The following is a 24,718-nucleotide window of genomic DNA, read 5'->3' on the forward strand; positions in this document are numbered from 1 at the left end:
TATCAGGCGCGGGGCTTCTCGCGCATCTCGAAGGTCTCGACGACGTCGCCGACCTTCAAGTCGCTGTAGTTGCCCAGCGTCAGACCACACTCGAAGCCCTCGCGGACCTCGGTCGCGTCGTCCTTGAACCGCCGCAGCGAGCTGATCGGCAGGTTCTCCTGGATGACGTTGCCGTCGCGCAGCAGGCGAGCCCGTGCGTTGCGGCGCATTTCGCCCGAAAGGACCATGCAACCCGCGATCGTGCCGACCTTGGAGGACTTGAACACGTCGCGGATCTCCGCGCGGCCAAGCTGGACCTCTTCGTACTCCGGCTTGAGCATGCCCTTGAGGGCCGCTTCGATCTCGTCGATCGCCTGGTAGATCACCGTGTAGTACCGGACGTCGACGCCTTCGCGGTTGGCCAGCTCGGTGGCCTTGCCCTCCGCGCGGACGTTGAAGCCGAGCACGATGACGTTGTCGGCGATGGCGAGGTTGATGTCGCCTTCGGTGATGCCACCGACACCGCGGTGGATGACTCGCAGCTCGACGTCGTCGCCGACCTCGATCTTCAGGAGCGCGTCCTCGAGTGCCTCGACGGTACCCGAGTTGTCGCCCTTGATGATCAGGTTGAGCTGGTTCGTCTCCTTCAGCGCTGCGTCCAGGTCCTCGAGGCTGACCCGCTTGCGACGCGACGCGTTCATGGCGTTGCGCTGACGTGCCTGGCGGCGTTCGGCGATCTGGCGGGCGACCCGGTCCTCGTCCACGACGAGGAAGGTGTCACCGGCGCCGGGCACCGAGGTGAGGCCGATGACCTGCACCGGACGGGACGGGGTGGCCTCGATGACGTCCACGTTGTGCTCGTCGACCATGCGACGGACACGGCCGTAGGCGCCACCGGCGACGATCGAGTCGCCGACGCGGAGCGTGCCGCGCTGGACCAGGACGGTCGCCACCGGGCCACGGCCGCGGTCCAGGTGCGCCTCGATGGCGACGCCCTGCGCTTCCATGTTCGGGTTGGCCCGCAGGTCGAGCGAGGCGTCGGCGGTCAACAGGATGGCCTCGAGAAGGCCGTCGATGTTGGTGCCCTGCTTCGCCGAGATGTCGACGAACATGGTGTCGCCACCGTATTCCTCGGCCACCAGGTTGTACTCGGTGAGCTGCTGCCGGATCTTGTCCGGGTTCGCGCCCTCCTTGTCGATCTTGTTCACCGCGACCACGATCGGCGCGCCCGCCGCCTGAGCGTGGTTGATCGCCTCGACCGTCTGCGGCATGACGCCGTCGTCGGCCGCGACCACGATGACCGCGATGTCCGTGGACGTCGCGCCTCGGGCACGCATGGCGGTGAACGCCTCGTGACCGGGGGTGTCGATGAAGGTGATCAGGCGCTCGTTGCCCTGGAGCTCCGTGCGGACCTGGTAGGCACCGATGTGCTGGGTGATGCCACCGGCCTCGCCCTCGTGCACCTTCGTCTTGCGGATGGTGTCGAGGAGGCGCGTCTTGCCGTGGTCGACGTGACCCATGACGGTGACGACCGGCGGACGGATCTGCAGGTCCTCCTCGCCACCGGCGTCGTCGCCGTAGGTGATGTCGAACGTGCCCAGCAGGTCGCGGTCCTCTTCCTCGGGGGAGACGACCTGGACCTGGTAGTTCATCTCCGAGCCGAGCAGCTCGAGGATCTCGTCCGACACGGACTGCGTGGCCGTGACCATTTCACCGAGGTGGAACAGCACCTGCACCAGCGAGGCCGGGTTGGCGTTGATCTTGTCGGCGAAGTCGGTCAGCGAGGCGCCGCGGGCAAGGCGGACAACCTCGCCGTTGCCCTTCGGCAGGCGGACGCCGCCGACCGAGGGGGCCTGCATGTTGTCCATGTACTCCTGGCGCTTCTGGCGCTTGGACTTGCGTCCACGTCGCGCCGGACCACCAGGACGGCCGAAGGCACCAGCGGTGCCACCACGACCGGCGCCACCGCCACCGGGACGACCGCGGAAACCGCCGCCGCCACCGGCCGGAGCACCGCCGCCGCCACCGGGACGGAAACCGCCACCGGCACCGCCGCCACCGCCACCGCCGCCACCGGGACGGAAGCCGCCACCGGCACCGCCACCGCCGCCACCGGGGCGGAAGCCGCCACCGGCACCGCCGCCACCGCCGCCGGGACGACCGCCACCGCCGCCACCGCCACCAGGACGGCCTCCGCCGCCACCGGGGCTGGGACGACCGCCGCCGCCACCGGGGCGGGGAGCGGGCGCCGGACGACCGGGCATCATGCCGGGGTTCGGGCGAGGGGGCATCGAGCCGGGGTTGGGACGCGGACCACCGGAACCGGCGGAACCGCCGGGACGGGGACCGGCCGGACGGCTGTCGCCGGGCTTGGACGAGGGACGGCGGTCGCTGCTGCCACCGCTGTCGCGCTCACCCTGGTTGCCGCCACCGGGCTGGCCACCACCGGGCTGGCCGGACGGACGCGGGCCGGACGGACGCGGCGCGGGTGCGCCACCGCCGACGCCGAAGGGGTTGTTGCCGGGCCGCGGCGGACGGGGTCCGGCGGGCTTCGGCGACTGCGGCCGCGGCGGAACCACGGACGGGCTCTGCTGGGCCGCGGGCTGCACGGGCTGTGCGGGCTGCGGAACGACGCGCGGGCCCGGACGGGGGCCTGCGGGCTTCTGCGGCTGGGACGTCGGCGCGGGCGTCGACGCGGCGGCCGCGGCGGCGGGAGCCACCGGGGCCTGCTGCTGGGGCTGCGGGGCCTTGGCCGCGGGGGCTACCGGAGCGGGCGCGGGGGCAGCGGCGATGGGCTGCTGCTGGGGCGCGGGCTTCGGAGCCGGGGGCTTCGGGCCGGGCATCGGACCGGGGCGGCCGGGCACGGGGCCGGGACGACCGCCCGCGGCGGGCTTGGAGTCGGACCTGACCTCCGGGGCGGACTGCACGGGCGCTGCCGGTGCGGGCGCCGCGGGCTTCGGCGGGCCGGGACGGCCTGCCGGCTTCGGCTTCGCATCGTTCTTGGAGTACGCGTCGCGCAGTCGACGGGCCACCGGGGCCTCGACCGTGGAGGATGCGGACTTCACGTACTCGCCTTGGTCGGCGAGCTTCGTGAGCACTTCTTTACTGGTGACGCCGAGCTCTTTCGCGAGCTCGTGCACACGGGCCTTCCCTGCCACTGCTCTCCTCAGGTGATGAGGTCGGCGGCAGTCCCGTCGACCTCGTCTTAACGTCGCGCGTTCATGTCTTCAGCTTCACGGCTGACTCATGACGGGTCGACCTGCTTCCCTACTCCTCGCCGAGGGACGTTCCCGCGGCCTTCTCATGCTGCTCGAGGTGCTCACGCACATGATCGACGGCAAGCGGCCCCTGGACCCTGAGGGCCCTGGGGAACGCTCGTCGCCGTTCGGCGTTCGTGAGGCAATCGAGATCAAGGTGCAACCAAGCGCCCCGACCCGGCAACCGTCGGCGGGTGTCCGGAACAAGCGTTCCGTCCACCACCACCACGCGCAGCAGCTCGGAGGGCAACGTCCGAGCGCGGCATCCAATGCACGTACGAGCTGGGCCGATGTGCGTTGCAACCGATCCCCGACGTTCAACCACTGAGTAGTCTATCCCCTGCAGCTCATTCAGCCGAACCGGATGCGGTCGCCCCGGCCGGTGCGGCACCCGCCGCCTCCGCATCGCTGCGGATGTCGATGCGCCATCCGGTCAGCCGCGCGGCGAGCCGGGCGTTCTGACCTTCCTTGCCGATCGCCAGCGAAAGCTGGAAGTCCGGCACCACGACGCGCGCCGTCTTCGCACGCTCGTCCAGCACCGTCACCGACACAACCTTGGCAGGTGACAAGGCATTCCCGACGAAAGTGGCCGGGTCGTCCGAGTGGTCGATGATGTCGATCTTCTCGCCCGCCAGCTCGCTCATGACGTTGCGGACGCGGGCGCCCATCGGGCCGATGCAGGCGCCCTTGGCGTTGACTCCGGACACCGTCGACTTCACCGCGATCTTCGAACGGTGACCCGCCTCACGTGCCACCGCGGGGATCTCCACGGTGCCGTCCGCGATCTCCGGGACCTCCAGCGCGAAGAGCCTGCGCACGAGGTTCGGGTGCGTCCGGGACAGGGTGATCTGCGGGCCGCGCGCGCCGCGCGAGACGCCGACGACGTAGCACTTGAGCCGCGACCCGTGCTGGTAGGTCTCGCCGGACACCTGCTCCGCCGGGGGCAGGACGCCCTCGGTGTCGCCGACCTGGACGACGACCATGCCGCGGGCGTTCGCGCGGGCGTCGCGCTGGACGACGCCGCCGATGATCTCGCCCTCCTTCGCGGAGAACTCACCGAAGGTGCGCTCGTGCTCGGCGTCGCGCAGGCGCTGCAGGATGACCTGCCGGGCCGTGGTCGCGGCGATCCGGCCGAAGCCCTCGGGGGTGTCGTCCCACTCGTCCTCGACCGTGCCGTCCGGCGCCAGGTCCTGGGCGAGCACCCGGACGGTGCCGGTCTTCTTGTCGATCTCCACGCGGGAATGCGCGTGGTGGCCCTCGGTGTGCTTGTAGGCCGTCAGGAGCGCGGTCTCGATGGCTTCCAGCACGACTTCGAAGGGGATGTCCTTGTCCCGTTCGATCGCGCGGAGAGCAGCGATGTCGACGTTCACCTCGACTCCTCCTTCGGTGTGGTAGGGCCTTCTTGGTCGTCTGCGGCGTCTTCTTCGGCGCCTTCTGCGCTGTCTTCGGCCGTGTCTTCCGGCGTGTCCTCGTGCTGTCCCGGTTCCAGGATGGACAGCTCCGAGTTCGGGGCCGGCTTGAACTCGATCTCCACGACGGCGCGCTCGATCGTGCGGTACTCGACGCGGCGCAGCTCGCCCTTGACCAGCAGCACGACCCCGTCGTCGTCAGCTTGGCCGACCCGGCCGAACCACTCGACCGCGTCGGGCTGCTTGACCTTGACCAGCCGCAGCTTCGCGCGACGCCAGTGCCTGGGCCTGGTCAGCGGGCGTTCGGCGCCGGGCGACGTGACTTCGAGCGTGTACGGACCTGCCATCAGGTGGTCGACTTCGTCGAGCGCGGCGGCGACGGCGCGGCTGGCCTGGGCCACCTCGTCCAGTCCGATGCCGTGCTCGGCGTCCACGACCACCTTGACCAGCCTGCGACGCCCAGCCTGATGCACGTCGAGCAGCTCGAGGTCGAAGCCGATGGCCTCTACCGCCTCCTGCACGACGGGTTCTAGCTGCGCGGCGAGGTCTCCGCGCGGCGGGCTGGACATTTGGTTACTCCCACAGTCTCAGGTGCAGTACACGGGCATGGGAACCCCGGCCGACGCTGCACTCGCCGGTCGTGGTCGCTCAGACTATCTCGTTCGGCGACCTTCCACGGCCACCGCCGATCACGCCGACTCTGGCAGGATCGGGATCCGTGATCGCCGATTCCCGTGGTCCGCTGCTCAGCCGACGCCGGGTGCTGCTAGCCGCAGCCTCCGCGCCGTTGGCAGTCGCGTGCACCACACCGCCGCCTCCTCCCCCACCACCCGACCCGCTGGCCGAGTTGGTGGTCCAGGCACGCGCGGACGCCGCCCTCGCCACCGCCGCGGGCGCCTCCGAGGTGGCCGCGGCCCGCACCGAACACGCGGAACTCCTCCAGGCCGAGGTCGACCGCGCCCGCCCGAGCACGCCGTCCTCATCCGCGGCCCCCTCCAGCACGACCCCCGCGCCCCCCGCCGACGGCGCCACACCCGAACAGGTCATCGAGGCCCTCACGGCCGCCAGGCAGAAGGGCACGGACCTCATGACCAGCGTGCCCACCTACCGCGCGGGCCTGCTCGGCTCCGTAGTCGCAGGCTGCGCCAGCCTCCTGGAGGCCATGTCATGAGCCAGCCCACGTCGAACCCGCCCGCGGGCAAACCCTCGGGCGACGCCATCCAAGCCGTCCAGGACGCACTGGCCACCGAACACGCGGCCGTTTGGACGTACGGCTTGGTCAGCGCATTCTTGAAGGAACAGTCGGACCAGACCTCAGCAGGCGCCAACTCCCACCGCGCCCGCCGCGACGCAACAGAACGCGTCCTCCGCGACACCAACACGGAACCCGTCCCACCCGCCCCCGCCTACCTACCCCCAGCCCCCGTCACCGACGCCGCCTCCTCCATCGCAGCCCTGGTAGCCGTGGAAATGGACGGCTGCACCGCCTGGCGCGGCGTACTGGAACGAACCGACGACGTGGACCTCCGCCGCAGCGCCCTGGACGCCCTCAGCTCCTGCGCAGTCCGCGCAACCCGCTGGCGCAAAACCGGCGGCCTAACGCCAACCTCACTGGCAATGCCAGGCACAGCCTCCGGCTGACAAAAAAACCGCCGGACACCCGCCTTGTCCGGCGAAGCCCGGATGCCCTACCGAAGCGAAGCCAGGTGCCAGTCCGTCGCGGAGCGTCGGACCCCCAAAGACCAAACCCAAAGCCAGGCCTTGCCGACGCGCAGCGAGGTGCCCGAGTTCGGCGCAGCCGATGCCCTGTCGGGCGGAGCCCGATGCTGGCGCAGCCAGACCTACCCCTGCACCCGATCAAAAGCCATCTCTAGACGTACCGCCGCTTGTCAAGACAGCTTCATCGTCTTGACAAGCGGCGGTACGTCTAGAACACTCGGCGACCGGGTAAAGGCACCATCCCCAAAACCCAACCCCGCCCCAACCCACCCCAAAACCTACCCAGCCACATCCCCGGCCAGCCGAAAAGCATCCTCACTGACCTTCTTCATCGCCCGGTTGTGCTCAGCCTCGTCAGCCCCGTGCTTCACCGTGTCCGACTCCACGATGACCACTTCCCGATCCTCCAACTTCGAAGCGAACCCCCCAGACGCCAGACTCTTCAAGTCCGGCACCTTCACAGTCCCCTCCCGCACCAGGTCGTTGATGTTCCCCGTCCCATCAGCGCTGGTCAGTTCCTTGAACTTCGCCGCGTCCTGCGCGTTCGCCATCCGCACCACCGAGATGGACGTGTACACGGTCCGCCCGTCGTCCAGCGTCGTCGTGAACAGCTGCCGCGCCAACTGCGTGCACTGCGTCTTCGCCAGGAAGTCCTTCACAGCCCCGTAAGCGTGGTCGACGCACTTCGTGTCCCTCAACGGCGCCGGGATCTGCTCGTTCTTCGCGAACTCGAACTCCCCGGCGGGCGCGGTCGACCTGGTGGGCGACGGGTCTGCGGACTTCCCCGACCCACCGCTGTCGATCAGCAGCCACACCAGCGCCGCCACCAGCGCGACGGCGACCAGCCCCAGCGCCTTGAACGGCAGGTTCTTCTGCGGCGGCTTGCCGGGGGGAGGCGGCGGCGGGGGCCCGACCATCGTGCCCGGACTCATCAGCGAGTCCAGCTTCCCGATCTCCGAACGCCACAGCGGAGCGGTCTCGTTCACCCCGGGAGGGTGAATCCGGGGCAGCTGCTGCGTCACCTCTTCGGGGGACTCACGTGGGACTGACACAGTGACGAACGGTATCCGACGAAGCTCAAGCAAGCGCCTCGAGCACGAGTTCGACGTCGTCGCTCGTGCTGTACAAGTGGAAGCCGAGTCGCACTTTCCCGGCCCTCAATCCGGTCACCACACCCGCGTTGACCAGGCGTTCATGCGCGCCGGGCCGATCAATGGCGATGATCGCGGATCCTTCGGGTTCCCGACCGAGACCGATCAGCACCGCGTCGGCGAGTCCGGTGTTGTGCGCCCGCACCGCCACCAGGTCGAGTGAGGCCAGCCACGGAAGGGCCACGGCCGCGCCGACGTGCGACAACCACACCGGGGACGTGTCGAGCGCCCGCGCGTTGGAGGCGAGGCGCAGCGGCAGGTCGTAGACCGCGTCCCACCGGTCCTCCCCCGCGTACCAGTTCGCCGCGATCGGCACGGCGCGTTCGAGCGCGCCCGTCGAGCAGGCGAGCCAGCTCGCCCCGCGGGGCGACAGCAGCCACTTGTAGCCCGCCGCGACGACCCAGTCCGCCCAGCCGACGTCCAGCGGGCACCAGCCGAGCGACTGCGTCACGTCGAGCAGCACCGGCACCCCGGTCGCCCGCAGCCCTTCGAGGTCCGCGATCCGGCCGTCGGCCGACTGGACCGTGCTGACCGCCACCAGGTCGTACCCGCTCGCGGCGGACACCAGCTCGTCGAGCCCGACCTCGGTCACGGTGTGGCCCTGCGCCGCGAACGGGAAGGAGACGCTGGTGAACTCGCCGCGCGCCACCAGGACGCGGGAGTTCCTCGGCAGGCTGGCCGCGACGACGGCGACCAACTGGGAGACCGACGAGCCGATGGCGACCTGTTCGGCGGGCATCCCGACGAGCGTGCCGAACGCCGCCCGCGCGACGGCCACGTGCTCGTCGAACAGCGGGGGCTGGTCGGCGCCGGTGCGCCAGCGGTGGACGGAGTCGATCACCGCGTCGGTGACCGCGGTCGGGGGGATGCCGATGCTCGGCGTGTTGAGGTAGCCGAGCGGGACGTCGAACTCCTGGCCGAAGGCGCTGCGCATGGTTCCGAACCTACTTCCCGCTCAGCGCATCCGGATCACGTTGCCGGTGACCCTGGCGGCCGCGTCGGAGCAGAGGAACGCGATCACGTCGCCCACCTCCGCGGCCTCGGCGACGTCGAAGCTCGCGCGCACCTCGTCGTTGATCCAGCCGGTGTCGGTGACCGGCGGGTGCAGGACGTTCGACGTGATGCCGTGCGGGGACAGCTCGGCGGCGGCGGACATGGCGTAGTTCTCCAGCGCCGCCTTGGCCGCGCCGTAGGACACCTCGCTCGGGAACCCCTGCGGCCCACCGGACGTGAGGCTCACGACGCGGCCCCAGTCGCCGCCGCGGGCGACGTGCCGCCGGGCGAACTCGGCGATCATCAGCGCGGTGGCGCGGGCGTCGACGGCGAACTGGGCGCCGAACGTGTCGGCGGTGACCGGCCGGAGCCTGCGCCCGAACCGGTCGGTGCCCTCGCTGAGGAACGTGTCCTGCACCCAGCCCGACGCGTTGTTGACCAGCACGTCCACCGGGCCGAAGACGCGTTCGGCCTCGTCGAACAGCTCGGCCGGGGTTTCCGGCACGGCCAGGTCCGCCTCGACGGCGTGGGCGTGGCCACCGGCGGCGAGGATGGCCTCGACGACCTCGCGGGCGTCGGAGTTCCGGCTGGTGAAGTAGGCGTCGGGGGTGCTCGGATCGGGTTCCGGCTCGTACCTGAGGAACGTGACGAGGACGTTGACGCCCTGCGCGGCCAGGGCTTTGGCGGTGGCCGCGCCGATGCCCTGGTTCGCGCCGGTGACGATCGCGGTGTGGACCATGGTTCGGGATCGTGCCCCGGGGACGTGCCGGACGCACCCGAATTGCCTACCGTGGGCGGGTGCGCAGCGAAGAGATCGAGATCAGGACCGGCTCCGACGAGGTCGTGCACGACCTGACGCCCGCGGTCGAGAGGTTCCTGGCGGACGTGGACGGCGACGGCCTGCTCCACGTGTGGGTGCCGCACGCGACGGCCGGGCTGGCCATCCTGGAGACCGGCGCGGGCAGCGACGACGACCTGCTGACGGCGCTGCGGAAGCTGCTGCCCGCCGATGACCGCTGGCGGCACCGGCACGGCAGCCGCGGCCACGGTCGCGACCACGTGCTGCCCGCGCTGGTGCCGCCGTACGCGACGGTCCCGGTGCTAGGCGGTGTGCTGGTGCTCGGCACCTGGCAGTCGATCTGCCTGGTGGACACCAACATCGACAACTCCGTCCGCCGGGTGCGGTTCAGCTTCCTGGCCGGGTAGCAGGACGACGACCAGCCCGACCAGCGCCATCCCGCCGAAGACCAGCAGGGCGGTGGTGTTCGCCGTGCCGCCCTGGAACAGGTCGCGGAGGGTCTCGGTGGAGAACCGGAACGGGGTCCACGACCAGAGCAGCGCGCGGTAGGTCGGGTCCAGCAGCTCCGGGACCTGGCCCGCGACGGCGGGCGCCATCAGGTAGAGCGGGCCGAGGACCGCCATCGCCCGGACACCGAGCAGCCGCAGCAGACCGGCTTGGACCAGGGCGAACGCGGCGGCGACCAGGAGCAGGAAGCCGAGCGTCCCGGCGTCGAGCGGCAGGCTGGAGTCCCACAGCCGCAGCAGGCCGACGACCACGCCGACCCCGAGCACCGAGGCGGTCAGCGCGCCGAGCAGCCTGCTGCCGCGGCCGGGGCGCTCGACCAGGACCGCGGCCAGCATCCCCGCCACCAGCCCGGCGATCCACAGCAGCGCGCTCGCCGCGAGGGGCGCCGCGCGACCGGCCGTGCTCGCTGGGTTCAGCGTGACGACCTCGGCCTTCAGCCCCAGTCCTTGGACGACGCCGCCGAGCACCTGCTGCGCGACCTGCGTGCCGGACGGGTTGACCGCGCCGGACAGCACGACGGTCGCCTTGCCCGCCGCCAGTTCCAGCACGCCGTAGACCTTGTCGTCCCCGAGTTCGGCGCGCGCCCCCTCCGGCGTCGTCAGGTGCCACTCGACCTCGTCCGACGGGGTGGCCGCCAGCTGGCCCGCGACCCCCTTGAGCTGCGGTGGGGCGTCGTCGGCGACGGCCACGGCGAGCGGCAGGTCGTGCGGGTGGACGGTGGCCTGCACGCCGAACGTGAGCAGGCCGAGGACCAGGGCGGCAACGGCACCGGCGACGGCCGCGACGACGGCGAGGACCGCGGGGCGCCGGTCGCGTGGTGCGGCCATGACTGCCTCCTGCTGTTCATCAAGCGTTGAATTTACCGGGCGAGAGTACGTCCGGGTCAGCGCTTGGTCAACGCGTGATGAATTAATTTCCGTCGGTGCCGCACGGTACGGTGCGACGCGTGACTCACCCAGGGGACGGACAAGGCGGTTGGGGAGGCCAGCAGGGTGGCTGGGCGCAGCCGAGCTACCCCCAGACCGGCGGCTTCCCCCAGCAGCAACAGCAGCAGTCGCAGTACGGCGGCCTCGGCGTGTACTCCGGCGGCCCACCGCCCGAGCGGCCCAACCGCGGCCCGTGGCTGGTCGTCGGCGTCATCGTCGCGGTGCTCTTGCTCGTCGGCGGTGGCCTGACGGTGTTCCTGCTGAACCGCGACTCCGGTGGGGAAGCCGGGCCCACCACGTCCTCGGCGCCGGTCACGACGTCCTCCGAGGCACCGACCGAGTCCTCCGCTCCCCCCGCCACGACCTGCGAGCCGCACGCCGCGAACTGGACCTGCGTCCCCGTGAAGTCCGTCGGGTTCGGCTACGACGTGCCCGAGTCGTGGAAACCCTCCAGCCCCACCGGTGTCGGCATCGTCGAGGGCCTGCCGGACGTGAAGCTGATCGGGCTCGCCACCTACGGCGACTACAAGTGCGGCGGCAAGAACTACAACCGCGGCAACACCGGCGCGGCGCTCCTGCCGAAGGGCGACGCGGGCGCGACGGCGAAGGACATCGCCACCAAGCTGAGCACGCAGTACTACAAGTCCGCGCCCACCTCCAACGCCGTCGTGAGCGACCCGAAGGAGGTGACGGTGCCCAACACCACCGCCAAGGGCGTGCTCGTCGACTCGGTGATCACCACCAGCGGCAACAACTGCCTGGCCACCAAGGGTTCCATCCGCATCCTCGTGCTCCAGAGCGCCGACAACCTGCACGTGTTCATGGCCAACGGCGACCTGGAGGGCGGCTCCGCCGACGCCCCCGCGGCGGTCGCCCCGGCCGACCTGCAAGCCATGGTCGACTCCGTGAAACCGCTGAGCTAGGAGTGGCAGTGAAGACGCTCGTGCTGTGGGACATCGACCAGACCCTCATGGAAGCCCGCGGCCTCGGCCACAGCTGGTACAGCACCGCGCTCCAGGCGGCGACCGGCGCCGAGATGCGCCACGTCCCCAGCTTCCCCGGCCGCACCGAGATGGCCATCTCCCACGAACTGCTGGTGCTGCACGACATCGAGCCCACCGACGACCAGATCGCCGCCCTGCACCGCGAACTCGTCGCCGTCGCCCACCGCGAACACGGCCTCCTCGCCGAACACGGCCGCGCCCTCGCCGGCGCCGCGGAAGCCCTCGCCGCACTCGCCGCCCGCGACGACGTGGTCCAGAGCGTCGTCACCGGCAACCTCGTCGAGATCGCCAGGTACAAGCTCGCCGCCTACGGCCTCGACCCCCACGTCGACTTCGACATCGGCGGCTACGGCTCCCTCTCCCCCGACCGCCCCGCCCTGGTCATCGAGGCCATCCGCAGGGCCACCACCAAGCACGGCCACGAATTCCCCGCCGAGTCCGTCGTCGTCCTCGGCGACACCCCCCACGACATCACCGCCGCACTCCACCACGGCGCCACCGCCATCGGCGTCGCCACCGGCCGCAGCACCGTCGCCGACCTGGAGGCCGCAGGCGCGCACACCGTGCTGGCCGACCTGACCGACACCGCCGCCGTGCTGGCGGCCGTACTGCGGACGTGACACGCGCGAAGGGGCCCCGCTCTGGTGAACGGGGCCCCTTCGCGCATCAAGCCGTCTACCCCCGAACGAGCCCCACCAGGTGCTCCACGACGGCGTCCACGGCCACGTCGGACCGGTCGCCCGAGCGGCGGTCCTTGACCTCCACCTTGCCGTCGGCCAACCCGCGGCCCACCACCAGGATCGTCGGCACGCCGATCAGCTCGGCGTCCTTGAACTTCACGCCGGGGCTCACCTTGGGACGGTCGTCGAGCAGCACCGACAGCCCGGCGGCGTGCAGTTCGCCCGCCAGCTTCTCGCCGCCGGCGAGCAGTGCCTCGTCCTTGCCCGCCACGACGAGGTGGACGTCGGCGGGGGCGACGTTGCGGGGCCAGATGAGGCCCTTGTCGTCGTGGCTCTGCTCGGCGATGGCGGCGACGAGGCGCGAGACGCCGACGCCGTAGGAGCCCATGGTGATCCGGATCGGCTTGCTGTCCGGGCCGAGCGCGTCGAGCGAGAACGCGTCGGCGTACTTCCGGCCGAGCTGGAAGATGTGGCCGATCTCGATGCCGCGCGCCGCGACGAGGACGCCGTGGCCGTCGGGCGACTGGTCGCCCTCGCGGACGTCGGCGACGTCGATGACGCCGTCGGCGATGAAGTCGCGGCCCGCGACGAGGTCGACGACGTGGTGGTCGGCCTTGTCCGCGCCGGTCACCCAGGCCGTGCCGCGGACGACCCGCGGGTCCACCAGGAACCGGATGCCGTTGGCCAGCAGCGCGCCCGGCCCGATGTAGCCCTTGACCAGGAACCCGTTGCGCGCGAAGTCGGCTTCGTCGAGCAGCGCCACCTCGGCGGGCTCCAGGGCCGCCTCGAGGCGCTTGAAGTCGACCTCGCGGTCGCCGGGGAGGCCGATGGCGAGCGGGGTCCAGTCCTTCTCGCCCGGCTTGCGGGTCTTCACGAGCACGTTCTTCAACGTGTCCGCGGCCGTGAACGTGCGACCGAGACCGAGACCGTTGAAGTGGTCGACCAGCGTCTGGATGGTCGGCGTGGCGGGCGTGTGGTGCACCTGCGACTCGGGCTTGTCCTCAATGGACTGCTCCGGCGGCGCGGGCGTCACGACGGCCTCGACGTTGGCGGCGTAGTCGGACTCCGTGCTGCGCACGAAGGTGTCCTCGCCGGTGGGCGCGACGGCGAGGAACTCCTCGGACGCCGAGCCGCCCATCGCGCCGGACATCGCCGACACGATGACGTACTCCATGCCGAGGCGCTCGAAGATCCGGATGTAGGCGTCGCGGTGCGCCTGGTAGGACTCCGACAGGCCCTCGTCGGTGAGGTCGAACGAGTACGAGTCCTTCATCAGGAACTCGCGGCCGCGCAGGATGCCCGCGCGGGGCCGCGCCTCGTCCCGGTACTTCGTCTGGATCTGGTAGAGCGTGACCGGGTAGTCCTTGTACGAGTTGTACTCGCCCTTCACGGTGAGCGTGAAGAACTCCTCGTGCGTCGGGCCGAGCATGTAGTCCGCGCCCTTGCGGTCCTTGAGGCGGAACACGTTGGGCCCGTACTCGGTCCACCGGCCCGTCGCCTCGTAGGGCTCCCTGGGCAGCAGTGCGGGGAACTGGATCTCCTGGGCGCCGAAGGCGTCCATCTCCTCGCGCACGACCTGCTCGATGTTGCGCAGCACGCGCAGACCCAGCGGCAGCCAGGTGTACCCGCCCGGTGCGACGCGGCGGACGTAGCCGGCGCGGACCAGCAGCTTGTGGCTGGGTACTTCGGCGTCGGCTGGGTCCTCGCGCAAGGTGCGCAGGAACAGCGACGACATCCTGGTGATCACGATGGGTACTCCTCGTGGGAACGGTGTGCGAACAGCGTAGTGAAGGCCGTCACCCCAGTTCCAACGGGTAACGGGTTGCGGCCCGCCGGCACACCGCCCGCCCGTGCCGCACCCACCCCGTCCGCGCTGCTCAGCGCCTCGCCGACGAAAACTGTCGGTGCCCGCCCCTACCGTCCCCGCCATGACCCTGAACATCGGCATGATCACGATCGACTGCACCGACCCGCACAAGCTCGCCGACTTCTGGACCGGTGCCCTCGGCACCCCGGTCCTGCACGACTGGGACGAGTTCATCATCCTGGCGCCCGCCGCCGAGGGTGCGGTGCAGCTGGGGTTGCAGCGGGTCGAGTCGGTCGCGCCGGGCAAGAACAGGGTGCACTTCGACATGCACGCCACCGACCGCGCCGCCGAGGTCGCGAGACTCCTGGAGCTGGGCGCCTCCGAGGTCGCCGAGCACACCGTGCCGGGCCTGACGTGGACGGTGCTGGCGGACCCGGAGGGCAACCAGTTCTGCGTCGGCCAGCCGGGGTGAGCGCAGGTCACCGGCCTCGCCGGGACGCGGTCGCCTGCGAGTCGGTGTCGGCCTGAGCAGCCCCGACCGGGTCGCGAGCCCGGCCGGGGTTGCTCGGGGACTACCGGGCCGGTCCGACTGCGAGGGAAGGCGGCTCAGCGAGCGGAAGGCCACTGTCCTGCGGCTGATCGCGACCGGCTCGTCCAACGCCGGGATCGGCACGCCTGACGAGACCGCGAAGACCCACGTCGGCGACCTCCTCGCCCAGCCGCACGCCTGCGACCAGGCCGTCATCACGACCCTCGAATCCGGCTTCATCGTGCCGTCACGACCACGCCGTACCCCACTCCGGAGCCCTCACGAACGAGGACGCCTCCGCGATCCGCGGGAAATGTCGTACCCCCTGAGTAGGTTGTGAATCGGGGGGTCCTCACGACCGGGGGACCTCCGTCCCCATCTGCCCAACCGCCCCGGATCGAGCACCGGCACAGGTGTCCTAGGCTCCCCGACGTGCTCGTGCTGCTGCCTCCGTCGGAGACCAAGGCCATCGGCGGAACCGGGGCCCCGCTTGATCACGCGGTCCTCTCCTGCCCCGAACTGAACCCCGTCCGGGACAAGATCGCGTCGGCGTTGGTCGAACTGGCGGACGACCTCCCCGCCAGCCTCGCCGCCCTCGACCTGTCCGAGCGCCAGGCCGACGAGGTGGTCCGCAACCAGGAGCTGCGGCACTCCCCCACGCTGCCCGCCCTGGCCCGCTACACCGGCGTCCTCTACGACTCCCTCGACCTGCCGAGCCTGAAGAAGGGCGAACGCGACCGCGCCTACCGACGACTCGCGATCGCCTCGGCCCTCTTCGGCGTCGTGCGCGGCGGCGACCCGATCCCCGCCTACCGCCTCTCCGGCGGCTCCGTGCTCCCGTCGATCGGCTCCCTCACCGCGCTCTGGCGCCCCGCCCTGGAACCGGTCCTCCACACCATCGACGACTTCGTCGTGGACCTCCGATCCGGCGCCTACGCGACGCTGGCGAAGATCCCGGACGCGGTCGTCGTCCGAGTGGTCAGCGAGGACGGTCGCGGTGTCCGGAAAGCCGTGAGCCACTTCAACAAGGCGCACAAGGGCCTGCTGGCGCGAGCCTTGAGCACCTCGCGCGCGGAGCCCGGGAACATCCCCGGACTGATCAAGGTCGCCAGGACCGCGGGCCTCCGGATGGAGAAGACCGGCGACCGGGCCGTGGACCTGTTCACGTAAATCGGTTGCGCGCCCGGAAGGGGTTTTGGGAAACTCGCGGGAGCACGGCGGAACCGCCGGTGGAGCAGAGGAGGTGCCAGGTGAAGACGACTGTCCGAGACGTGGCGTCGGCCCGTCCACCTGCCCCGCTCGGCTAAAACCCAGGGTGGGGTGCCCGCAGCAGCACGCAAGGAGACCCCACCAGTGCGCGAGCACGATTTCGACTCCGCCTACGACGACATCCCGGACACGATGCGTCGAGGCAACCGCAAGAAGCGAACCGACGACCGCGACCGCAGCGGCCGGTTGACCCAAGAGGAACGCACCAACCTCGCCCGCGTCCGCGAGGACGCCCTCAGCGACGCCGACAAACCGACCGATGGTGACCGTTGGTCCACGTGGGACGACGCCGATCACGGCCCGACCCCGCGCCCCGACTGGGTGATCACGGAGCTGAGCGCGACCGACCGGGAACTGGGCATCCTCAAGACCGGCAAGGAAGCCGACGTGTTCCTGGTGGAACGCCGGGGCGCCGGGAGCACCTGCCTGATGGCCGCCAAGCGCTACCGCAGCGCCGACCACCGGCTGTTCCACCGGGACGCCGGGTACCTGGAAGGCCGCCGGATGCGGCGGTCGCGGGAGATGCGGGCGATGGACACCCGCAGCTCGTTCGGCCGCAACCTGATCTCCGAGCAGTGGGCGGTCGCCGAGTTCGGCGCCCTCGGCAGGCTGTGGCAGCTGGGCGCCCCCGTTCCGTACCCCGTGCAGCGCAGCGGGACGGAACTCCTGCTGGAGTTCATCGGGGACGACGACGGCACGGCCGCGCCACGCCTGGCGCAATGCCGTCCGGAGCCCGACGAACTGGTCGATCTGTGGCGCCAGCTGACATCCGCGCTCACGATGCTCGCCGAGGAGGGCGTCGCGCACGGCGACCTCTCGGCGTACAACCTGATGGTCCACGACGGCAGGCTGGTCATGATCGACCTGCCCCAGGTGGTGGACCTCGTGGCCAATCCGAAGGCGGAGTCGATCCTGGAAAGGGACGTGCGCAACGTGTCGAACTGGTTCGCGTCCCGCGGATTGGCCGTCGAGGTGGTCGATCAGAGAGAGCTGATGGTCGCCCTCGTCGACGCCGCGGGCTTGAATTAACGCTGGTAGGGGCTCGGGAACGCGAATTCCCGAGCCCCCTATGAGCAAGAACACGGGACGCGGGACCCCTACCCGCGTCGCGCACTTCCGATGATCAGCTAGAGTGGTCCTTGCACCGCACAAATGCCTGCACACTCACGTGCTCGCGGACCACCTCGGGTCGGTCATCGGTGCTCCTAACAACCATCGGCGCGACACACGCGTCGGGCTCGTCCTTGCGATCGGCGCCGCGACCCGCTGCACAACTGCGGAGCATCCCCGAGACGTGCCATGTCCCGGAGGTTTGTTTTGCCACCCACGTCCCAGGGCCGTTCCGAGCGTCCGTCGTTCCGCAGCAGCAAGCCGCGGCCGCGTCGCTCTGGCCAGGGCAATGGCCGCTCCCAGTTCGCTGAGTCCGGTCCTTCCACTGTCGCCGAACACATCGAGAGCACCGTGCCGGAAGGCCCGATGCCCACGTTCGCCGAGCTCGGCCTCTCCGATGAACTGCTCCGCGCGCTGACCGCCGCGGGCATCGAATCCCCCTTCCCGATCCAGGCCGCCACGCTCCCCGACGCCCTCGCGGGCCGGGACGTGCTCGGCCGCGGCCAGACGGGCTCCGGCAAGACGCTGGCGTTCGGTCTGGCACTGCTGTCCCGCCTCGCGGGCCAGCGGGCCAAGCCGCTCATGCCGCGCGCACTGATCCTGGTGCCCACCCGTGAGCTCGCGATGCAGGTCGAGGAAGCCCTCTCCCCGTACGCCCGGTCGCTGGGCCTGTCGGCCCGCGTGGTCGTCGGCGGCACGTCGTTCCCGCGTCAGATCGACGCGCTGCGCCGTGGTGTCGACCTCCTGATCGCGACGCCGGGCCGCCTGTCGGACCACGTCCGCCAGGGCACCTGCGACCTGTCCGACGTGCGCTTCACCGCGTTGGACGAGGCCGACCAGATGGCCGACATGGGCTTCATGCCCCAGGTCCGCGCCATCCTCGACCTGACCCCGCAGGACGGCCAGCGCATGCTGTTCTCCGCGACGCTCGACGGCGACGTGGACAAGCTGGTCCGCCAGTACCTGCACAACCCGGTGACCCACTCGGTCGCGCCGCCCACCGGCAGCGTCACCACCATGGAGCACCACCTGCTGCTCGTGTCGGCCGATGACAAGCAGAACGTCATCACCGAGGTGGCGGCCCGCGAGGGGCGCACGATCATGTTCGTGCGCACCAAGCACCACGTGGACCGCCTCGCGAAGAAGCTCCGCTCGGTCGGCGTGCACGCGGGTGCGTTGCACGGTGGCAAGGCGCAGAGCGCCCGCACCAGGGTCCTGGGCGAGTTCCGCGACGGCACCACGCCGGTGCTGATCGCGACCGACGTCGCCGCTCGCGGCATCCACGTCGACGACGTGAGCCTCGTGGTCCACGTCGACCCGCCCGCGGACTCCAAGGACTACCTGCACCGCGCCGGTCGCACGGCGCGCGCGGGCCAGTCCGGTGTGGTCGTCACGATGGTCACGCACGACCAGCGTCGCGCCGTGCAGGGCCTCACCGCCCGCGCGGGCATCCGTCCGGAGAGCACCAAGGTGTCCCCCGGCAACGAGGACCTGATCCGCATCACGGGCGCTCGCGTGCCCAGCGGTGAGCCGGTCATCGAGCCCGTGATCCCCGAGCGCGGCAACCGCCGCGGCGCCCCCCGTCGTGGAGGCCCCTTCGGCTCCGGTGGCGGTCGCACCTCGGAGTTCCGCGGCGGCAGCCGTGGTCGCAGTGACCGCGCCTCCACCGGCGGCCGCAGCGAAGGCGGCTACCGCGGTGGCGCGACGGCCAGTGCCGGCGCAGGCGCCGGTAGCGGTGGCGGACGTCCGCGTCCGGCCCGCTCGTACTGAGCGAGCACTGATCTAGTCAGCTGAGAGGCCCCCTGGTCCGCCAGGGGGCCTTTCGCGTCTAGAGGTCCTTCGCCAGCCCCGCGACGGTTCCGACCACGATGATCGCGGGCGGCCGGATCGCCTCGCCCACGATGTCGTCGGCCACCTTGTCCAGTGTGGAGCGCACGACCCGCTGGGTCCGCGTCGTCCCCTCCTGGATCACCGAGACGGGCGTGTCGTGGGGCCGTCCACCGGCCATCAGCACGTCCGCGAACGCCCGCGACCTCTCCACGCCCATCAGGATCACCAGGGTCCCGCGCAGCCGCGCCAGCGCCTCCCAGTCCACGAGGGACCGCCCGTCGTCCGGGGCCACGTGCCCGGACACCACGACGACCTCGTGCGCCACGCCCCGGTGGGTCACCGGGATGTCCACCATCGCGGGCACGCCGAACGCGCTGGAGATGCCCGGCACCACGGTCACCGGCACCCCGGCCTCGGCGCACGCCAGCAGCTCCTCGAAGCCGCGGCCGAACACGTACGGGTCGCCGCCCTTGAGCCGCACCACGAACTTGCCCGCCTTGGCGTGCTCGATCAGCGTGCTGTTGATGAAGTCCTGCGACGCCGCCCGCCCGTACGGGATCTTGGAGGCGTCCACCACCTCCACCGTGGACGACAGCTCGTCCAGCAGTTCACGCGGCGCGAGCCGGTCCGCGACCACGACGTCGGCGCGCGCCAGCAGCCGACGCCCGCGCACGGTGATCAGGTCCGGGTCACCGGGGCCGCCGCCGACCAGCGCCACGCCCGCGAGCTGCTCGTGGTGGTCGACCACGGTCGAGTCGCGCAGCGCGGACAGCAGGCCGTCGCGCACCCTGGCCGAACGCCGGTGCTCCCCGCCCGCCAGCACGCCCACCAGCAGGCCGTCGTGCCCTCCCACGGCGGGGGTCACGGCCGTGCCCAGCGTGGCGACGTCCGCCCGCACGCAGAAGATCCGCCGCTCCTCGGCGTCGGTCGCGATCCGCTCGTTCACCTCGGCGACCGACGTGCACGCCAGGACGTACCAGGCCCCGTCCAGGTCGCCGTCGGCGTAGCCGCGCGCGTGCCACGTCACCTCCCCGCTGTCGACCATGCCCTCGACCGCGGGGGTCACCTCGGGTGAGATCAGGTCGACGACGGCCCCCGCCGCCACCAGGCGCGGCAGCCGCCGCTGCGCGACCGTGCCGCCGCCGACCACGACGACGCGGCGGCCGCCCAGGTCGAGGCCCACCAGGTAGTGCTGTTCACCTTGCATGGGTCACAGCATCCCTACGCGAACGCCGCCGGCCAACTCGGGAGTTCACATGTCGAGCAGTTCGAAGGTCGTGGCGGGCCGACCGCCGAACCGCTCCCCCGCCTTCTCCGCCGAGCGGCGCAGGAATCGCTCCGGATCAGCCATGTCACCGGTCAGAACGGCCAGGTAGGAGGCGTGTTCGCGCAACGACGCGATCGACAGGTCAAGGTGGTCTGTGATGTCCACCGCATGAGTCGCCCTCGGCGACTCGGACACCGCGACGTGCTTCACACCGCCCCACGGTTCCAGTCCCAGCTCCCGGAAGACCCACCGGTTCGCCGCGTCCCGCACGGCGTCGACGGCGGCGGCCCCGACGACCCGGTGGTCCGCCATGTTGAGGAACCCGCCGGCGTAGGTCTCGTGGTGGTTGCCGATGATCAGCAGCTCCGGCTTGTGCCTGCGGATGGCGGCGGCGATGTCCCGGCGCAGCGGCAGACCGTAGGTCATCATCCCGTCCGGGTGGTCCAGGAACTCGACCTCGGACACGCCCACCACCGCCGCGCTCGCGATCTGCTCCCGCTCGCGCACCGGACCCGCCTCCTCGGGCGGCATCGTGTCGATGCCCGCCTCACCCCGGCACGCGAGCAGGTACCGGACCGTCTTGCCCTGGTCCGTCCAGCGGGCGATGGCGCCCGAGGCGCCGTACTCCAGGTCATCGGGGTGCGCGACGACGGCCAACGCGCTCCGCCAGTCCTCCGGCACGGGAGTGAGATCATCCATCCGTGCAGTCTATTTCCCGCTATTTCCCGCTATTTCCCGACGGTCAAAAAGTGCGCGGAATGATTCTTTGCGGTGAACAACCGGGGCTTTTCCCGAGCCCGACGGTACATTGAAAACATGAGGGATGACCGCGACTCCGACGTCGTGCGGACCAGTGTGCACAGCCGGACCTTCGGCGAGGAATTGGCGCGGGTGCGCGAACACGCGCACTTCCGCGGCAGGGAACTCGGCGAGGTGCTCGACTGGTCCCCCTCACGGGTCTCGCACGTCGAGCACGGGTCGAGGGGCACCAGCGAGGCCGACCTGGCCTACTACCTGGGCATGTGCGGCGCCGACCCGCACACCACCGCCCGGATCATGGACCTGCACAAGCAGATCGACAACGAATACCTGATCCACAACCACGAACCCGGCCTACCCGACGAACTGCGCACACTCATCCGCCACGAGGCCCAGGCCACGCAGATAACCTACTACCAATCGATGATCCTGCCGGGGATATTGCAGACACCGGATTACGCGCGCTCGATCATCAGCACAGCAGTCGGGGTGCCACGAGACGGGATTGAATCCCGACTGAGAGCGCGGATGGAGCGGCAGTCGATACTTCATCTGCGCGAAGCGCCGGGGTGGGTCTTCTACCTCCATGAAGCCGCCCTCCGAACCATGGTCGACAGCGGAGCGACCATGGAGGACCAGATGATGCACCTGGTGCTCATGTCGAACTGGCGCAAGATCTCGATCCGGGTGATTCCGAGGTCAGCGCCGGGAGCGACCTGGCTGCGTGGCCAATTCATGATCATGGACTACGCCAGGTACCGGTCGGTGGTCTACGTCGAGCAAGAGATTTCGAGCCTGTTCCTGGATGAGCCCACACCTGTCGCCACCTACCGCCTGATGGCTGAACGCCTCGCTGAGGTCGCGCTGGATGAGGAAGAATCGCGGTCGATGCTTGCCGACTTGGCGAGTGAGTACTACGAACCGCGAGGTACCGATGCCCCAGCAGGAGACCCTGAACTGGCGTAAGAGCAGCCACAGCGGCGGTAACGGCGAGTGCGTCGAGGTGGCGTGGCCAGAGGCTCGGGTGGCCGTCCGGGATTCGAAGAACACCACTGGGCCGACGCTGGATTTCCCGCCGGTCCAGTGGCACGGGTTCCTGAGCAGCGTCACACCCCGATCTGCTCGCTGAGCAGGTCGTAGTAGGAGGCGACCCTGGAGTACACACCGGGATACCCGGCAGGCGCGCAGTCGCGACCCCACGACGTGGCGCCGATGAGCTTGCCGCCAGCGACGATGGGCCCGCCGGAGTCGCCCTGGCAGGCGTCGACCCCGCCCTCGGGGAAGCCCGCGCACACCATCGAGAGGCTGCTGTACTTCGGGTACGCCGCCTGGCAGGTCGCGTCGGACGTGATCGGAACCGTGGCCTTGAGCAGGTAGCGCGAAGCCGGGCCACCGGACTTGGCGGTGCCCCAGCCGAGGATGGTCGCGCTGGTGCCCGGCGCGTACAGCCCTGCGTCGAAGGGCGTGGCCAGCGGCAGGTAAGTGGAGTTGACGGACGCCCTCAAGGTCAGCACGGCGACGTCCGAGCCGGAGGTGGGGGTGCGGTAGTCGGAGTCCACCCAGGTGCGCGTCACGTCGACGACGGCACCGGCGGTGCTCTGCTTGTCCTCGCGCCCCCAGACCACGCGCATGTCCGCCGGGAGTCGGCCCGCGACGCAGTGCGCAGCCGTGACGACCTTGTCGCCCCTGACGAGGGCGCCGCCGCAGAACTGGGAACCGCCGGTGTCCGCGAGGAACACCGTCCACGGGTACTGGCTGATCATGGCGCGCGAACCGCCCAGCGCGGACGGCGTGACGTCGGCGGACGACAGGACCGTGGTCAGCAGCCCGACGACGAGCGCGAGGGCGGTGGCGGCGGTGGCCGCCACCAGGCGGTGCGGGGTGTTCGCCACTGGAGTCCTTCCCCCGGTACGGGTAGCACCCAAGGGATATCGATCATGGCGAACACCCGGCAACCCCTGTGCGGATCAGGACTGCGGGTTCACACTTGACTAGAGGATGCCGCGAGCCACGAACGCGGCCTTCACCTTGTCCGCGACCCTGTTGCCGCACAACGCCTTCGCGGTCGCCACCGTGGTCTCGGCGGCCTGCGCGAACGTCGTGTCCGGCGTGTAGGAGAACTGCGACTCCAGGACGATGCGCGCGGACTCGTCGCGACCCACGGCCTTGTAGACGTCGAACAGCGCGCGGGACCAGATCTGGCCGTCGAAGTGCACCTCGCCCTCGCGGTCCTCGACCTTGAGGTCGGTGTCCGTGCGGCGCAGGCAGTGCGGGGTCTCGTCGGTGTACGAGGTGGCGTCCCAGTCGCCGATGCAGGCGAGGGGCGTGAGCGCGGAGTCCTTCTGCACCGGGACGGACATGATCAGCGCCCACCAGTCGCCGAACGCCTCGCCGATCGAACCGCCGTCCAGGCTCTGGCCGAAGTTCGGCACCTGCGCGTCCTGGATGGCGTGGCCCAGCTCGTGCCAGATGATCTCGGCGTCCTCGGCGTCGTCAACGCCGCCGGTGCCGAACGTGATCTGGTCGGTCGACGGGTCGTAGTAGGAGTTGTCGTCCTCGAAGCCGATGGTGGTGACGTCCTGGGCCTCGTTGTTGATGTCCTTGAACCCGAGGCGCTGGATGTACTTCTGCGCGTCCGTGATGCCGCTGTAGGCCATGACCTGCTCGAAGCGGTCGTCGGCGCGGGTGTACTCGAACTTGCGGTTCTTCTGGAACGCCAGCTCGTCCGTCGGGCCGACGAGCTTCGCGTACTTGCCGGACAGGTAGCCGGAGGTGTCCAGGTCGGACAGGCGCACCTTCTTGTACGCCTTCGCCGGGACGGCCGCGTCGGCGTCGTCCTGGTCGGTCAGCGTCTCGTTCTGCAGGCTGGCCACCGGGTTCGGGGCGAAGACCTTGCCGGTGCCCTCGGCGCGCTTGACGATGTCCTCGGTCTTGATGACCTCGCCGGACACCGCGTCCACGATGGTCCGCACCGAACCGCGGTCGGTGCGCGACACGACGGCGTAGACCAGCTTCGACTGCGGACCCGGCAGCACCGACAGCTCGGTGGCCGCGCGGTCACCCGCCACCTGCTGGTCCACCGTCGCGTCCGCCCGCTCGGTCGCCACCTGCGGCGTCGCCGAAACCAGCCCGGACACCGGAATCCGCCCGTCCTGCACCGTCGCGCGCTTCGTCCGCTTGTCCACGTGCTTCGCGTAGTACCCGCCCAGCACCGGCTTGCCCTCGAACGTCTGCGCGTACCAGTAGTGGGTCGCCAGCAGGGAATTGCGCGTGGCCACCAGTTGCAGGTCCGCGGGCTCCGGCTGGGACGCCTGCGCGACCCCACCGAACAAGGACACCGCGCTCGCACAACAAACCACAGCCACAAGGCGACGCAAACGCATAGGGGTACTCCAGATCGCAGGGCCCCGGAACGAATCGGGACGTATGCGCAGCGACGCTAGTCCGCCAACCCACCCCAAAAACCACCCGAAGGTAGGAAACTCCCCGCGAGTCGAACCCCCAGACACCCCGTGTCGAACACTCAGACACCCCGAACCCTCCAGTCGGACATCCCGCACACCCGATCGAGGGTGTCTGGAGGTTCGACACAAAGTGTCTGAGCGTTCGACTCGCGAAGTGTCCGAAGGTTCGACACGAGGTGCCTGAGCGTTCGACTCGCGAAGTGCCTGGGGGTTCGACACGAGGTGTCTGAGTGTTCGACTCGCGAGGTGCCTGGGGGTT

General features: G+C 70.4%; 24 protein-coding genes. 11 read left to right on the forward strand and 13 right to left on the reverse strand.

Going from position 1 to position 24,718, the window contains the following annotated elements; all coding sequences use genetic code 11:
- Positions 1-2: 2 nt before the first annotated feature.
- The 4 genes from infB to rimP form a co-directional block, all read right to left on the reverse strand.
- Positions 3-3,137, reverse strand: a complete 3,135-nt coding sequence (infB, locus tag RM788_RS16255; RefSeq protein ID WP_315932511.1) for a translation initiation factor IF-2 — start codon at positions 3,135-3,137, stop codon at positions 3-5.
- A gap of 109 nt (positions 3,138-3,246) precedes the next feature.
- Positions 3,247-3,642: a YlxR family protein gene (locus tag RM788_RS16260; protein ID WP_315932512.1), complete on the reverse strand. Its 396-nt coding sequence runs from the start codon at positions 3,640-3,642 to the stop codon at positions 3,247-3,249.
- Complete coding sequence (gene nusA / locus RM788_RS16265; RefSeq protein ID WP_315932513.1) at positions 3,584-4,606, reverse strand: transcription termination factor NusA; 1,023 nt, start codon at positions 4,604-4,606, stop codon at positions 3,584-3,586. The genes RM788_RS16260 and nusA overlap by 59 nt, the downstream gene beginning before the upstream one ends.
- Complete coding sequence (gene rimP / locus RM788_RS16270; protein WP_315932514.1) at positions 4,603-5,214, reverse strand: ribosome maturation factor RimP; 612 nt, start codon at positions 5,212-5,214, stop codon at positions 4,603-4,605. Before rimP ends, nusA begins: the two co-directional genes overlap by 4 nt.
- Before the next feature lie 149 nt (positions 5,215-5,363).
- On the opposite strand from rimP, the gene RM788_RS16275 reads away from it, so the two are divergent.
- On the forward strand, positions 5,364-5,816 hold the full coding sequence (locus tag RM788_RS16275; protein WP_315932515.1) for a hypothetical protein: 453 nt from the start codon (positions 5,364-5,366) through the stop codon (positions 5,814-5,816).
- On the forward strand, positions 5,813-6,286 hold the full coding sequence (locus tag RM788_RS16280) for a ferritin-like domain-containing protein (protein ID WP_315932516.1): 474 nt from the start codon (positions 5,813-5,815) through the stop codon (positions 6,284-6,286). Before RM788_RS16275 ends, RM788_RS16280 begins: the two co-directional genes overlap by 4 nt.
- 356 nt (positions 6,287-6,642) lie before the next feature.
- Here RM788_RS16280 and RM788_RS16285 read toward each other — a convergent pair whose 3' ends face one another.
- The 3 genes from RM788_RS16285 to RM788_RS16295 form a co-directional block, all read right to left on the reverse strand.
- Positions 6,643-7,350 (reverse strand): hypothetical protein, encoded by a 708-nt coding sequence (locus RM788_RS16285; RefSeq protein WP_315932517.1) that lies wholly within the window; start codon positions 7,348-7,350, stop codon positions 6,643-6,645.
- 91 nt (positions 7,351-7,441) lie between these two features.
- Positions 7,442-8,449: an aminotransferase class V-fold PLP-dependent enzyme gene (locus RM788_RS16290; RefSeq protein WP_315932518.1), complete on the reverse strand. Its 1,008-nt coding sequence runs from the start codon at positions 8,447-8,449 to the stop codon at positions 7,442-7,444.
- A gap of 21 nt (positions 8,450-8,470) precedes the next feature.
- Positions 8,471-9,247 carry an SDR family NAD(P)-dependent oxidoreductase gene (locus RM788_RS16295; protein WP_315932519.1) on the reverse strand — a complete coding sequence of 259 codons (777 nt, stop codon included), beginning with the start codon at positions 9,245-9,247 and terminating at the stop codon, positions 8,471-8,473.
- Positions 9,248-9,306: 59 nt separating this feature from the next.
- Between RM788_RS16295 and RM788_RS16300 the strand changes: the two genes are divergently transcribed.
- The gene (locus RM788_RS16300) at positions 9,307-9,714 is read left to right on the forward strand and encodes a YjbQ family protein (protein WP_315932520.1); all 408 of its coding nucleotides are present in this window, start codon (positions 9,307-9,309) and stop codon (positions 9,712-9,714) included.
- Here RM788_RS16300 and RM788_RS16305 read toward each other — a convergent pair.
- Entirely contained in the window at positions 9,610-10,641 is a 1,032-nt protein-coding gene (locus RM788_RS16305) for a YhgE/Pip domain-containing protein (RefSeq protein WP_315932521.1), read from the reverse strand. The two genes, RM788_RS16300 and RM788_RS16305, sit on opposite strands and share 105 nt — an antisense overlap.
- Before the next feature lie 119 nt (positions 10,642-10,760).
- On the opposite strand from RM788_RS16305, the gene RM788_RS16310 reads away from it, so the two are divergent.
- Both RM788_RS16310 and RM788_RS16315 read left to right on the forward strand, forming a co-directional pair.
- Positions 10,761-11,663 carry a DUF8017 domain-containing protein gene (locus tag RM788_RS16310; protein WP_315932522.1) on the forward strand — a complete coding sequence of 301 codons (903 nt, stop codon included), beginning with the start codon at positions 10,761-10,763 and terminating at the stop codon, positions 11,661-11,663.
- Between the two features lie 8 nt (positions 11,664-11,671).
- Positions 11,672-12,364, forward strand: coding sequence for an HAD family hydrolase (locus RM788_RS16315; RefSeq protein WP_315932523.1), 693 nt, complete (start codon positions 11,672-11,674; stop codon positions 12,362-12,364).
- Between the two features lie 55 nt (positions 12,365-12,419).
- Here the strand turns inward: RM788_RS16315 and RM788_RS16320 are convergent, their stop codons facing one another.
- The gene (locus RM788_RS16320) at positions 12,420-14,171 is read right to left on the reverse strand and encodes a proline--tRNA ligase (RefSeq protein WP_315932524.1); all 1,752 of its coding nucleotides are present in this window, start codon (positions 14,169-14,171) and stop codon (positions 12,420-12,422) included.
- A 181-nt stretch (positions 14,172-14,352) separates the two neighbouring features.
- Here RM788_RS16320 and RM788_RS16325 point away from each other — a divergent pair, with 181 nt between their 5' ends.
- The 4 genes from RM788_RS16325 to RM788_RS16340 all read left to right on the forward strand — a co-directional run bounded on the left by RM788_RS16325 (position 14,353) and on the right by RM788_RS16340 (position 18,909).
- Positions 14,353-14,703, forward strand: a complete 351-nt coding sequence (locus RM788_RS16325) for a VOC family protein (RefSeq protein ID WP_315932525.1) — start codon at positions 14,353-14,355, stop codon at positions 14,701-14,703.
- 489 nt (positions 14,704-15,192) lie between these two features.
- Complete coding sequence (gene yaaA, locus RM788_RS16330; RefSeq protein WP_315932526.1) at positions 15,193-15,930, forward strand: peroxide stress protein YaaA; 738 nt, start codon at positions 15,193-15,195, stop codon at positions 15,928-15,930.
- A gap of 183 nt (positions 15,931-16,113) precedes the next feature.
- On the forward strand, positions 16,114-17,058 hold the full coding sequence (locus RM788_RS16335; RefSeq protein WP_399343723.1) for a serine protein kinase RIO: 945 nt from the start codon (positions 16,114-16,116) through the stop codon (positions 17,056-17,058).
- A 447-nt stretch (positions 17,059-17,505) separates the two neighbouring features.
- Positions 17,506-18,909, forward strand: coding sequence for a DEAD/DEAH box helicase (locus tag RM788_RS16340; RefSeq protein ID WP_315932527.1), 1,404 nt, complete (start codon positions 17,506-17,508; stop codon positions 18,907-18,909).
- Positions 18,910-18,967: 58 nt separating this feature from the next.
- Here RM788_RS16340 and cobA read toward each other — a convergent pair whose 3' ends face one another.
- Positions 18,968-20,176 (reverse strand): uroporphyrinogen-III C-methyltransferase, encoded by a 1,209-nt coding sequence (cobA, locus tag RM788_RS16345; protein ID WP_315932528.1) that lies wholly within the window; start codon positions 20,174-20,176, stop codon positions 18,968-18,970.
- Positions 20,177-20,221: 45 nt separating this feature from the next.
- A complete protein-coding gene (locus RM788_RS16350) occupies positions 20,222-20,935 on the reverse strand; it encodes a PIG-L deacetylase family protein (protein ID WP_315932529.1) in 714 nt (237 codons plus the stop codon).
- 117 nt (positions 20,936-21,052) lie between these two features.
- On the opposite strand from RM788_RS16350, the gene RM788_RS16355 reads away from it, so the two are divergent.
- On the forward strand, positions 21,053-21,961 hold the full coding sequence (locus RM788_RS16355) for a helix-turn-helix domain-containing protein (RefSeq protein WP_315932530.1): 909 nt from the start codon (positions 21,053-21,055) through the stop codon (positions 21,959-21,961).
- Positions 21,930-22,124 carry a DUF397 domain-containing protein gene (locus RM788_RS16360; protein WP_315932531.1) on the forward strand — a complete coding sequence of 65 codons (195 nt, stop codon included), beginning with the start codon at positions 21,930-21,932 and terminating at the stop codon, positions 22,122-22,124. The genes RM788_RS16355 and RM788_RS16360 overlap by 32 nt, the downstream gene beginning before the upstream one ends.
- On the opposite strand, the gene RM788_RS16365 is transcribed toward RM788_RS16360, so the two are convergent.
- Positions 22,102-22,887 carry a S1 family peptidase gene (locus RM788_RS16365; protein WP_315932532.1) on the reverse strand — a complete coding sequence of 262 codons (786 nt, stop codon included), beginning with the start codon at positions 22,885-22,887 and terminating at the stop codon, positions 22,102-22,104. The two genes, RM788_RS16360 and RM788_RS16365, sit on opposite strands and share 23 nt — an antisense overlap.
- A 99-nt stretch (positions 22,888-22,986) precedes the next feature.
- The gene (locus RM788_RS16370; RefSeq protein WP_315932533.1) at positions 22,987-24,333 is read right to left on the reverse strand and encodes a M4 family metallopeptidase; all 1,347 of its coding nucleotides are present in this window, start codon (positions 24,331-24,333) and stop codon (positions 22,987-22,989) included.
- Positions 24,334-24,718 lie beyond the last annotated feature (385 nt).

Origin of the sequence: Umezawaea sp. Da 62-37, assembly GCF_032460545.1 — a bacterium.
GTDB lineage: Bacteria > Actinomycetota > Actinomycetes > Mycobacteriales > Pseudonocardiaceae > Umezawaea.